Here is a 12,873-nt window from a genome sequence, read left to right as displayed (position 1 = left end):
AGAAGTAATGAAGACACAAGAAATACGTATCGAAGATTATAACTATTCGTTACCGGACGAACGAATCGCGAAGTTCCCATTGCCTAAAAGGGATGAGTCCAAACTTTTACTCTACCGTAACGGGGAAATAAGCGAAAGTATCTTTAAGCATATCACGGATTATCTTCCCCAAAACACCTTGATGGTATTCAATAATACCCGGGTCATACAAGCCCGCCTACTTTTCCAGAAAGAGACCGGCGCACGCATCGAGATTTTTTGTTTGGAGCCCATCGAGCCTCATGATTACGCCTTGATTTTTCAAGAGACCCGACGCTGTAGCTGGACTTGCTTGGTTGGCAACCTTAAGAAATGGAAAGAAGGCACTTTATCCAAAACGATCTTCATTAAGGATCAACCGGTCGTGCTGACAGCGGATAAGAAAAAGTCTCATGGTGACACACATTTGATCGAATTCACATGGGATAACGAGACTTATACATTCGCCGATATCTTGGATGCCGCCGGGGTCTTGCCAATTCCTCCTTATTTACACAGAGAAACAGAGAAGAGCGACCTACAAACCTATCAAACAGTTTATTCTAAGATAAAAGGCTCCGTCGCCGCACCGACCGCCGGACTTCATTTCACTCCGGAAGTACTTGCCGATATAGATGCTCGGGGCATCGGGCGGGAAGAAGTCACCTTGCATGTCGGAGCGGGCACCTTTAAACCGGTAAAAAGCGACACGATCGAAGGTCACGAGATGCACACGGAATTTATCTCCGTCCGCCGCAGTTCCATCGAACGTATCAAAAGCAACCTTGGAAATATCATCGCCGTAGGAACGACTTCCGTACGGACCTTGGAAAGTCTCTATTACATGGGCGTGATCCTAGATAATAACCCCGAAGCGACTTCCGAAGATCTCGTCGTAAAACAATGGATGCCTTACGACATGAATAACAACCGGCTGACAGCGGAGCGTTCCCTTCAAAACATCCTCGATTATCTGGATAAGCATGATGCGGATACGCTGGTAACGGCTACGCAAATCATCATCGCCCCGGGCTATGAGTTCAAGATCGTAAAAGGAATCGTCACCAACTTCCACCAGCCCAAAAGCACCTTGCTCTTGCTGATCTCCGCTTTCGTAAAAGGAAACTGGAAATCCATCTATGAATATGCCTTAGAGCACGATTTCAGGTTCCTGAGTTATGGGGATAGCTCATTGTTATTGTAACAGACATACAATAAGATCCCATACAATTCGTTATATTTGCATGAATATATTCCAGATTGAATGAAAGCGCATTTTACTATATATGTTTTATTTTTGCTTATCGTATCTTCCTTGTATTCCTGCAAATCGGCGAAGTTGAGCGATGCCGAGGAGAAGCAGCGTATCGGGGAATACTATGAGGCAGCCGCCATTTATCGTAAAGTTTACACGAAAACATCCCCGAAGAAAAGGGATTTGCGCGGCTATATCGCTTACCGTATGGCCGAATGTAACCGGTTGATCAACAATACGGCGAAAGCGACTAGTGCCTATATGAACGCCATCCGCTATGATTACCCCGATAGCACCGTCTACCTACGCATGGGACAGATGTTACAGAAGACCGGACGTTATCCGGAAGCGATTAAGAACTACGATATCTATATGGAGAACGATCCTAGCAATTTATTAGCCATCAACGGCATACAAGGATGCGAGTTAGCTCCCGGATGGAAAAAGAACCCTACCCGCTACGAGGTAAGGCGCATGGATAAATTCAATTCCCGCCGGGGAGAATTCAGTCCGATGCTGGCCGGAGATAAATACGACCAACTATACTTCGCTTCTTCCCGCTCGAAAGACAAAGACGCGAAAGTTAGCGCCATCACCGGGCAAAATAACAATAACCTCTTCCTTGTCAAGCAAGACGAGAAAGGGGCTTGGCTAGCTCCCGTAGAGCTCGAAGACGAAGTGAATACGGAATACGACGAAGGAACCCCCTCTTTCTCCCCCGATGGAAACACGATGTATTATACCTATTGCGCCCAAGATCCGGAAGGCCCTCGTACCGCCGAGATTTACATATCTACCCGAAGCAGCGCCAAATGGGGAAAAGGAACCCGTGCGACGATCGTAAAAGACTCGGTTACCGCCCTCGGTCATCCTTCCATCTCGCCGGACGGCAAATACCTGTATTTCGTATCCGACGCCGTGGGCGGTTTCGGTGGCAAGGATATTTTCCGTGCCCGGGTAGCGGGAAACGATTTCGGCCCGATGGAGAACCTAGGAGAAGAGATCAACACCCCGGGAGACGAGATGTTCCCGTATGTCCGGGATTCCGTCACCCTTTATTTCGCGTCCAACGGACATCCGGGAATGGGCGGTCTCGATCTGTTCAAGGCCACGCAGGACAGTACAGGGAAGTGGAAGGTCGAGAACCTAGGCGCTCCCATCAACTCTATGGCAGACGATTTCGGTATCACCTTCGCCGGAAAAGAGGAACGGGGCTTCTTCTGCTCCAACCGCAACGACGCACGGGGCTATGACCATATATATTCCTTTGAACGGCCTACGATCACCATCTTCATTGAAGGAATCGTAAACGATGTCGATGAATATCCGATCGAGGACGCTACCGTACGCATCGTCGGAAAAGACGGACTGAACGTGAAAGTCCCGGTCAAGAAAGACGGTACCTATCGTGTCGAGTTGGAACGGGACATCCGTTATGTCATGATGGCCAGCGCCCGTGGTTACCTCAACCAGAATTACGAGTTGCATACCGGCCCCGAGGAGAAAAACGAGACGTATATCGTGGATTTCTTCCTCTCTCCGATCAGCAAGCCGGTTGTTATCGATAACATTTTCTACGATTTCGATAAAGCGACCCTTCGTCCGGAATCCAAGAAAGCTTTGGACGAGATGATCAAGATGCTGAACGATAACCCGAACGTAACGATCGAACTGGGTGCCCACACGGACCGGAAAGGTACGGACCAGTATAACGAGCGTTTGGCTCAACGCCGTGCGCAATCGGTCGTGGATTACCTAATAGCGGGAGGTATCGAGGCGGCTCGTCTGGAAGCGAAAGGATATGGAGAAAGCGTTCCCAAGACAATCAATAAGAAGATGGCTAAACAATTCGATTTCTTGAAAGAAGGCGATGTGCTTACCGAGGAATTCATCCTTGCCCTGCCGCCGGAACAGCAAGAGATCGCCGACCAGATCAACCGCAGAACGGAATTCAAGGTCTTACGTACAAACTATAACTTATTTTGAGGGAGCAAAGAGCGTGATCTCCTTAAAAGAGACCGGCCAATCGATCGCACTCATCAGCACATCGAAGGACAGGCGTTGCTGATAAGAGACCGAGGACTCCCTTGAATACAAGTCATGAGCTACCAAACCGATCATCATCTTAACCTTATAATGCAATTCCTTGGATAGTACCAAGCAGGCAAGTACACTCAAATCTCTCGCTTCTTCCCAATCCCGATCCGCAAAACACATCTCCCTTTGAAGTGCCGGATAATGACGAGCCCGCATGATCAGATCCGGATCACGGACCTCACACGCACCTTCCACTACATCCAATAATATACGACAGACTGCCAAACGTTGCTTTTTAATTACCTCCATATACGTTTCCCTCAAACCGGACCGTTCACCTTGTTCGGTATTTCTATATGCTACAAAAAAGAAGCGTGGGAACTGTTAATCTACTATTCGAAACTGAGGCATCGCCAAACACCCATCGGACAAATAATAAACAACAGCCCACGCCTTATTACGTATACTATTAGGCAGTATATATAACAAGCGTGAGCGTTTAGTTGCCTATTATCTCTGTCCGACTTGAAACTTGGCGATTTTCAGTTCCAAAGATAATATCTTAAACGCTTATCGTAATCACACTTTGATTCATAAACCCTTGAATTTCCACAAGAGTTTACTTTATCGATACAAATATAACGCTTTTTCTCATACATCATATGGATTTATTTTTCTCTTTTAAAATCTATTGGGAAAAGATAGCGTATACTCTCTAGCGATAAATTCTTCCACTATAAACAAGATGCTTCCGTGAGTAAAAAAGAGAGGCGCATATACATCCTATTTATGTATATACGCCTCACCATTATGTGGATATTTCCAAATCCGGAACTTTCTTCCTTATTTACTCTACCGAGAACTTATAAATACACTCACTCGTATATTTCTCGCCCGGACGAAGCACTACGCTCGGGAATGCCGGCTGGTTCGGGCTATCCGGGTAATGTTGAGTCTCCAGACATAGAGCGCCACGATGCGGGTAAACCACACCTAACTTGCCTTTATCACCCGCTTTCGTCATTGAGTTACCGGCATAGAATTGAAGACCCGGCTCGTTGGTGTAAACTTCCATAACGATACCGCTTGTCGGAGATACAACTTTAGCGGCTACCTTATTGATATCGCCGGCGGCGTTCAAGATCCAATTATGATCGTAACCACCACCGTAAACCAATTGCGTAAACGGATTGTCGATATCTGCGCCTACCACTACCGGTTTGCGGAGATCCATCGGCGTGCCTTCCACGGGTTCGATACCGGTCGGGATCAACGTCTCGTCCACCGGGTTATATGTATCCGCGTCGATCATGATCGTATGATCCATGATTTGCGAGCCGGGGACGCCGGAAAGATTAAAATAACTATGGTTTGTCAAATTCACGACAGTAGGTTTATCCGTCGTCGCCTCGTATTTAATATCAACGGCGTTATCATCCGTCAGCTTATAGATCACCTTGATATCCAGATTACCGGGGAAACCTGCCTCACCGTCTTTCGATAGATAAGTCAACTCCAAGGTTTGGTCATCGATCTGTTTCGCGTCCCAAACTACCGCGTGATATCCTTTCGGACCTCCATGCAAGCAATGCCCGTTATTATTCTGTGGAAGTTGATACTCCGTTCCGTCCAACGTAAACTTACCATTTGCGATACGGTTGCCATAACGTCCGATCAAACCACCATAGTTATTATCCGGAAAAGCTACATACTGAGCGATATTATCATACCCAAGCACAACATCCGTCATCTTACCGTTCTTATCAGGCACCATCACGGAAACCAAGCGTCCGCCCCAATTCGTTACGCAAGCCTCAGCCCCTTTCTTATTCTTCAACACATACAAAGCAGTCGGCTTACCATCTACCTCAGATACAAAATCCGACTTCATCAAACCAGAAAGAGTGGCCTCTTCCGTAGCCGCCCCCTTCTCATTCTTACCTCCGCATGACAATAACATACACATTGCCATGACCGCAAAACAAAGTTTTTTCATCTCTTTCCTTTAAAATTAATAAATGTTATTCTTCGGGCAAAGATACGCATTCTATCCACATGAGGTCCAATATCCTTACGCATTTTCTCGGGAATCCTTACCGATTTCTACTCGAAGTACTACACCATTCCTCTTGACATCTTAATCATCCACCAATTGGTAGATGATCATGCAACAGCCGTTGGAAGATCATGCAACAGTTGGTAGATGATCGTCCAACAGATGATAAATAAGCTAGACCTTCATACAAATCCCCTAATACCTCCCGAAGAAACAGCCAAGGATACATGAAGAAACCGTTTGAATCCTCAACCGATTTCATATTTTGACCCGTTATTCTAGTATAATACGATTCACTTTTGTACATTTGCACACTATTGTAATAAGTGAGTAATGAAACAATATTTAGAGCTGCTCAATAGAGTGCTTACCGAGGGAGTTAGAAAAGAAGACCGGACGGGTACGGGAACGATCAGCGTATTCGGTCATCAGATGCGGTTCAATCTGGAAGAGGGATTCCCGCTACTCACTACCAAGAAGCTGCATCTGAAGTCTATCATCTACGAATTGTTATGGTTCCTGAATGGAGATACCAACGTAAAATATCTGCAAGATCATGGCGTACGCATCTGGAACGAGTGGGCCGACGCGGATGGTAGCCTTGGGCATATATACGGTTACCAATGGCGGTCATGGCCGGATTATAAAGGAGGATCTATCGACCAGATCACCGAGGCCGTGGAGACGATCAAGCATAACCCGGATTCACGACGAATCATTGTAAGCGCATGGAACGTGGCGGACTTAGACAACATGAACCTGCCTCCTTGCCACGCTTTCTTCCAGTTTTACGTGGCGAACGGACGGTTGAGCCTACAATTGTATCAACGTAGCGCGGATATTTTCCTTGGCGTTCCGTTCAACATTGCCTCCTATGCCTTGTTATTACAAATGATGGCACAAGCTACCGGCCTTAAAGCGGGAGATTTTGTTCATACGTTGGGAGACGCCCATATCTACAGCAACCATTTGGAGCAAGTTAAGTTACAATTGACACGTGAGCCACGTGCGTTGCCACGTATGGAGATCAACCCAGACGTAAAGAGCATCTTCGATTTTAAGTTCGAGGATTTCAATTTGACCGGATACGACCCGCATCCCCACATCAAGGGAGAAGTGGCCGTCTGAGAATTGGCAGTTGACGATGGACAGTTGACAGTTAATTCATAAATCATAAATTACAAATCATAAATCAATAAGTCTATGAGTACAATTTCTATCATCGCAGCAATCGCAGATAAAAGCGCGATCGGAAAGAATCAGCAATTATTATGTCACATGCCTTCAGACATGAAGCGTTTCAAGGAATTAACCACGGGACATGCGGTAATCATGGGACGTAAGACATTCGAGTCTCTCCCTGTAGCGCCACTGCCCAATCGGAAGAATGTCGTATTGACGACTATGCCCGAGGCTGGTTTCGTGAATTGTTTCGCTTGCGAGTCTATGGGGGCCGCTCTGGATTTATGTGAGAAAGAGGACGAGATATTCATCATTGGCGGCGCGTTGGTCTACAGACAGGCTTTGAGAATAGCCGACAAAATGTATATTACCCGCATCCATCATGAGTTTCCCGACGCTACCTCGTTCTTTCCCGTCGTAAACTGGGACCTTTGGGAAGAGACTGAACGTGAGGAACATCCCGCAGACGAGAAGAATCCTTACCCCTACACCTACATCACTTATGTGCGTAAAAAGTAAACATTAACGTACGTTTTACAACTTTTTGCTCTTTCTTTGTATCTATATAGGAAAGGTTTATTGTTAAACTTATAAAACCCAAAAGATATGAAGATAAGAGCAATTATTTTATCTGCCCTGATACTTTGCGGCATCTCGGCGGTTATTATGTATAGCCGGGCCGCCCAGCCTCAACAAAAAAGTTCTGTTATCACGCAAGCTATAAACGATAAGAATACCCCTATGGTGATCAAGAATCTTATCCTTAAAATGAAAGAACAGATGGAGGTAAACGATGATCAGTTCCCGGAACTGATCAAGGAGGTGGAGAATTACACCAACAGTTGCGCCGACTCGGCTTCCGTGGCGGTATTACATTCCATGCTGGCGGAGATGTATCAGAACTACTTCCAACGGAACCAGTGGACCATCAACCAAAGAACCCAATTAAGCGGTTATATCCCGGAGGATATCCGGGTATGGACTTCCAACTTATTCACGGATAAGATCAAGGAAGAGATCGATTTATCATTGCGACCTACGGCTTTATTGCAAAATACGCCTGTCAGCAAGTTCAAGGATATTCTGGAGATCGGAAAGGACTCGCAAACCCTGCGTCCGACCCTCTATGAGTTCCTTGCCTTCCGGGCACTAGACATCCAACCAACCGTACAGATCTATAAAGACTTGATCGCCTTTCAAAATAAGGAGCCAAATATGAAATCGGTCCTCCTTACGGAATTGGATTACCTACGATTCCTTTACGGGGATAAAAGGGATAAAGAGTCTTTCGTGGCTTACATGAACGCATTGGATGAGCTTTACAGGAACTTAGCTTCTCAAAACTATGCAGCCGAGATCTTAATCGCTAAATTGGATTTGGTTAGTGGCAGTATGTTTCGTTACGTCTCTACCCAATGGGATTCTATCAAAGCGGAAGAGGTGAAACTATGCGAGGAGGGTATCAAGCGGTATTCCGGTTACCCTCGCACGGCTATCTTAAAGAATCGCTTGGCACAATTGGAACAACCTACTTTATCCGCATCTACAAACAATACGGTTTATCCGGGACAGCAACTGGGGATCAAGCTGGAATATAAGAATGTACAGAAAGTCATCGTACAAATCTATCGAAGCTCGAAAACACCTTTACAAGCGGCAGCCCATACATCCGCAAAAAAATCAAGTAGCAGCACCTTGGGACAACTCGTAAATGAGAAGACATTCTCTTTGCTACTGCCCAACACCTATTCGCAGCAAGATACGACCTTACATATATCTATGGATCAACCGGGATTGTATGAATGTGTCGTAACCGTACCCGGACAACAGCTAAAGACGATCAATACGGTTAGCGTAACCCGATTGGCCGCGATCTATCGTAATCTTTCCGGTAATAAACAAGAGGTCATGGTTACCGACTATCTTAGCGGGAAGCCTGTTGATGGGGCTATCGTTACCTATTACGGAGGTCAGCGTCGTAGCTTGCAAGAACTGGGTACCGTCAAGACAGACCGGGAAGGCTTGGCCACGCTTCCGGCGAACAGTCAAGTATTGGCGTTCCAAGCCAGCAGACCGGGAGATACCAACGCTATGTTGACAAATATCTATCCGATGGGTTCCGGCCACAAACCGGAAAAGAACCCGATAGAAGTCTCTATCTTTACGGACCGTGGGCTTTACCGTCCGGGACAAACCATTTTCTTCAAAGGCCTCGCCTATGTAAAAGACTCGAACGACCCGCATGCCGTGGCCGGACAGCCTTTTACGGTGACCTTATACGACGCTAACGGGAAAGAGATAACCCAGAAGAAAGTCACGACCAATGAGTTCGGTTCCTTTAACGGAGAGTTCTCCCTCCCCAAACAGACCCTAAGCGGCGTCTTCCGGTTAAGTACCGGACAGATGAGCGTATATATTCATGTAGAGGAATACAAACGTCCGACTTTCCAAGCGTACTTCCTCCCAATCAAGGGCGATATCGCTTTCGGCGATTCCGTTACCATACAAGGCAAGGCGGCTACATTCTCCGGCGTGTCACTGCCCAGCGGAGATGTCACTTGGCGTATTACACGCAGGCCCTTCCTGTTGTGGAGGTATTTCCGTCCGAGCGCTCCGACACAAGTTGCGGAAGGGAGTACCACCCTTTCCAGCGATGGGACATTCAACGTATCTTTCCGTCCCCAAAAAGAGGAGGATACGAATCCATACGCTTCCGCATACCAGACCTACGAGGTATCGGCTACCGTAACCGATAGCAAGGGAGAGACCCAAGAGGCGAATTACACTTTCTCGGTAGGAGAATCCAGTATCGTCTTATTCACGAACCTACCGCCACAAATCGAGAAAGACTCAGTAAAAGCCGTAGTCGAAGCCCGGACAATCAATGGGGAGATGGTTTCCACCTCCGGTACTTTCAAGATCGTAGAACTGATCGCAAACCGATCCGATAAGAACAGCGGAGAGAGCTATAAAGAAGGCAAGCAAGTAGCTTCCGGTAGCTTTACCAGTGGCAAGGAGATCAGTCCGGCTATTTTCAACCCATTGCCCTCCGGACGTTATCGCATTTTAGTAGAAGCCAAAGATAGCCAAGGACGACCCAGTAAAAACCAGTCCGATTTCATCCTATACGGAAAGAACGACAAGCGTCCTCCCGTATTTACCCATACTTGGCTGCTGAAAGAGAAGACAACTTGTTTACCCGGGGAGGAAGCGGAGATCGTATTCGGCACCTCCGACAAGGACGCCTACGTACTCTATGAATGGTTTGCCGGAAATAACCGCATCCATCACGAGTTGATAAAGCTAAGCGACGCGAACCATCGGTTTAAGATCCCGTTCAAGCCGGAATATGGAGAGGGAATCATCGTATCCTTTACGTTCGTAAAAGAGGGTGAGCTATATATCACACAAGTACCCGTAGAACTTCAGCTACCCAACCGGCAATTAACCATCAAGCCGATAACCTTCCGGGATCGTTTACTTCCGGGAAGTAAAGAGAGCTGGAAATTCCGTATCACCGACGCGGACTCCACGATCGTATCCGCCGAGGTACTGACCAGCATGTATGATGCCTCGCTAGATAAAATCATACCATTCAATTGGTATTTCTCCCCGCGGCGAACGATCTTGCTACAAGCTCCCCGTTTCTCAACCGGAGCCGGATTCCAGCGTAGTTATCAATATGACCAGACAGAGGCCAAGTATATAAAAGTACCTCAATATCAGTATGACCGTTTAAATTGGTTCGGTCTATTCAATGAGATTGTCATACGAGGATACGGCTCCAGCAACCGGGCTTTCGCCACGGGTGGTATCATGCTGAAATCCGCGGCAGCCCCAGTAGTGGCGGAATCCATGAACATCATGGAAGACAGCGCCGTGTTAGAAGAGCCTAGTGTGGAATCTACGGAAGGGGAACCCGTGTTCAGCCTATCCGATCCTTTCGCCAAAGAAAGCAGCCTGCCGGTAAGTCCGGAGCAAATCCGGTGGAACTTCGCAGAAACCGCCTTCTTCTACCCGACCTTACAAACGAACGAGGAAGGAGACGTATTCGTAAATTTCACCCTGCCGGAAAGTAATACGACTTGGAAACTACAGATGTTGGCCAATACCAAAGACCTAAAATACGGTCTGCTTACGAAAGAGGTCATTAGCAGCAAACCCTTGATGGTTCTACCGAATCTGCCTCGTTTCGTCCGCCAAGGGGATGAGGTCAGCATCAGCACGCAAGTCATCAACAATTCTAAGGAAGCGGTATCCGGCCGTGTACGCATCGAACTATTCGATCCCGCTACAGACCAACCGATTATCTGCTTGAGCAAGTCACAACGTCCGTTTGAGTTGCAACCGGATAGCATCGCTACTGTAAGCTGGATGATCCCGGTCCCCAAACAGATCAACCTACTGGGCGTACGTATCCTAGCCGACTCTGAAAAGGGAAGCGACGGGGAGCAGCAGATCGTACCGGTTCTTTCCAATCAATTGCTTATCACGGAAAGTACCCCGTTCTATCTGCTCAAGGAAGGAGAGAAACAAATCCGTATCTCCGGGAACTCGGAGGGAGCGACACCGTTCCGTCTCACGCTGGAGATGACCGGGAATCCGATTTGGTACGCGGTACAGGCATTACCGACGATCACACAGCCGAACAATGATAATATCTTATCTTGGTTTGCCGCTTATTACAGCAATACGTTGGCTTCCTATATCGCCCAAGCCCATCCCCGCATCCGGAAAGTGATCAGCCAATGGACCGCCCAAGGAGGGAATGCCTCTACCCTCTATTCAAACTTGGAAAAGAACCAAGAGCTGAAGAACATACTCTTGGAAGAGACGCCTTGGGTACTGGCCGCCGATAACGAGACAGAGCAAAAACAACGCTTGTCTTTATTGTTCGACCTAAACCGTGCGGACGGATTACGGGAAGCGGCCTTGCAACAACTGATCCAACAACAGAACGAAGAGGGTGGATGGAGCTGGTTCAAAGGTTTCCCCGCAAGCCGTGCGATCACGCTTTCTATCCTGAAAGGTATGTCACAGCTTGTACAGCTAAACGCAATCCAATATGGGCAAGCGGAGAAAGAGATGCAAATGAAGGCCCTCAAGTTCTTGGACAAAAATATGCAAACGGATTATGAGAACTTGCTAAAATACGATAAGAAATGGCAAAACGCATGGCCCTCGCCGGAGCAGGTAGAGTTCTTATTCGTCCGCAGCTCCTACCGGGATATCCCGGAACTGGGAGACGCCCGGGAAGCGATCCGTTTCTATACGAACCAAGCGGAGAAGCACTGGAATCAATATTCCTTAATCAGCAAGGGCGAAATCGCCTTGTTAATGCATCGAAACGGTAAAAAGGAGGTGGCGACAGCAATCCTGACATGGCTAAAGAAGACCGCTACGATCTCCGAGGAGAAAGGTATGTATTGGGCAAACAACCGCAGGGGGAGTGATTATTTCACCTCACCGATCGACACGCATTGCTTATTAATGTCCGTCTTTAACGAAATCGCGCCGGATACCCAGCATACAAACCGGATGAAACAATGGTTGCTAAACCAGAAACGTACACAAAACTGGGAATCCGTACCCGCCACGGTAAACGCCATTTACGCCTTGCTACTCACAGGTAGCGATTGGCTGAACACGCAAAACACCTGTGTAGCGACATGGGACGGCAAGACCTACAGTACCGCGGAAGGGGAAATCGCCATCGGTTACCTCAAAACGATACTTCCGAACGAGCCGGCAAATAGTTCCGCCAATCCCGTGCTCTCGATCCGCAAGGAAGGAAACACGCCGGCATGGGGAGCTGTTTACGAGCAATACTTCCAAGAGATCGACAAGGTAAAAGGACAAAAAGGGGTGTTGAGTGTCGAGAAGAAATTATTCGTCGAGACCAATAACGGTACCAACCGCCAAATCCGTCCCATAACACCGGAGCAACCGCTCCGCATCGGAGACAAGGTAATCGTTCGGCTAACGATCCGGACAGACCGTGAAATGAATTACGTATTCTTGAAAGATCTACGTGCGGGCTGCTTCGAACCGGCCGATCAACTTTCCGGCCCGGAATCAAGAGACGGTATCTGGTATTACAGATCCCCGAAAGACGTATCCGAGAATTTCTTCATCAATCGTCTGCCGGAAGGTACGTTTGTCTTGGAATATCCGGTCTACGTATCCCGTAGCGGCGAATACGCCGGAGGTATCAGTACTATTCAATGTATGTACGCCCCGGAATTCGTGTCGCACACCGCCGGAGAAAGCTTGCGGATCATGCCCTAAACAAGCCTTTTCTTACAATGCCCGTTCTAACCTCCTT

General features: G+C 47.5%; 8 protein-coding genes. 5 read left to right on the top strand and 3 right to left on the bottom strand.

Annotation, left to right across the window (positions count from 1 at the left end):
- Window positions 1-7 precede the first annotated feature (7 nt).
- Window positions 8-1,222, top strand: coding sequence for an S-adenosylmethionine:tRNA ribosyltransferase-isomerase (locus DW033_RS17880; RefSeq protein ID WP_122382995.1), 1,215 nt, complete (start codon window positions 8-10; stop codon window positions 1,220-1,222).
- Window positions 1,223-1,282: 60 nt separating this feature from the next.
- On the top strand, window positions 1,283-3,259 hold the full coding sequence (locus DW033_RS17875) for an OmpA family protein (protein WP_022193211.1): 1,977 nt from the start codon (window positions 1,283-1,285) through the stop codon (window positions 3,257-3,259).
- On the opposite strand, the gene DW033_RS17870 is transcribed toward DW033_RS17875, so the two are convergent.
- The 3 genes from DW033_RS17870 to DW033_RS24995 all read right to left on the bottom strand — a co-directional run bounded on the left by DW033_RS17870 (window position 3,251) and on the right by DW033_RS24995 (window position 5,628).
- On the bottom strand, window positions 3,251-3,619 hold the full coding sequence (locus DW033_RS17870) for a hypothetical protein (protein WP_087345975.1): 369 nt from the start codon (window positions 3,617-3,619) through the stop codon (window positions 3,251-3,253). The genes DW033_RS17875 and DW033_RS17870 overlap by 9 nt on opposite strands.
- 538 nt (window positions 3,620-4,157) lie before the next feature.
- On the bottom strand, window positions 4,158-5,306 hold the full coding sequence (locus tag DW033_RS17865; protein WP_022193212.1) for an aldose epimerase family protein: 1,149 nt from the start codon (window positions 5,304-5,306) through the stop codon (window positions 4,158-4,160).
- Between the two features lie 145 nt (window positions 5,307-5,451).
- The gene (locus DW033_RS24995) at window positions 5,452-5,628 is read right to left on the bottom strand and encodes a hypothetical protein (protein ID WP_154396213.1); all 177 of its coding nucleotides are present in this window, start codon (window positions 5,626-5,628) and stop codon (window positions 5,452-5,454) included.
- 71 nt (window positions 5,629-5,699) lie between these two features.
- Here DW033_RS24995 and DW033_RS17860 point away from each other — a divergent pair, with 71 nt between their 5' ends.
- The 3 genes from DW033_RS17860 to DW033_RS17850 all read left to right on the top strand — a co-directional run bounded on the left by DW033_RS17860 (window position 5,700) and on the right by DW033_RS17850 (window position 12,836).
- Window positions 5,700-6,494, top strand: a complete 795-nt coding sequence (locus DW033_RS17860) for a thymidylate synthase (protein ID WP_005858887.1) — start codon at window positions 5,700-5,702, stop codon at window positions 6,492-6,494.
- A 75-nt stretch (window positions 6,495-6,569) separates the two neighbouring features.
- Complete coding sequence (locus tag DW033_RS17855) at window positions 6,570-7,067, top strand: dihydrofolate reductase (RefSeq protein WP_057326591.1); 498 nt, start codon at window positions 6,570-6,572, stop codon at window positions 7,065-7,067.
- Between the two features lie 87 nt (window positions 7,068-7,154).
- Window positions 7,155-12,836 carry an alpha-2-macroglobulin gene (locus DW033_RS17850; RefSeq protein WP_122382994.1) on the top strand — a complete coding sequence of 1,894 codons (5,682 nt, stop codon included), beginning with the start codon at window positions 7,155-7,157 and terminating at the stop codon, window positions 12,834-12,836.
- Window positions 12,837-12,873: the final 37 nt, after the last annotated feature.

It is taken from the genome of Parabacteroides sp. AF39-10AC (genome assembly GCF_003635405.1).
Taxonomy (GTDB): domain Bacteria; phylum Bacteroidota; class Bacteroidia; order Bacteroidales; family Tannerellaceae; genus Parabacteroides; species Parabacteroides distasonis.
The sequence above is the reverse complement of the archived record's forward strand: the minus strand, read 5'-3'. Positions and strand labels throughout refer to the sequence as shown.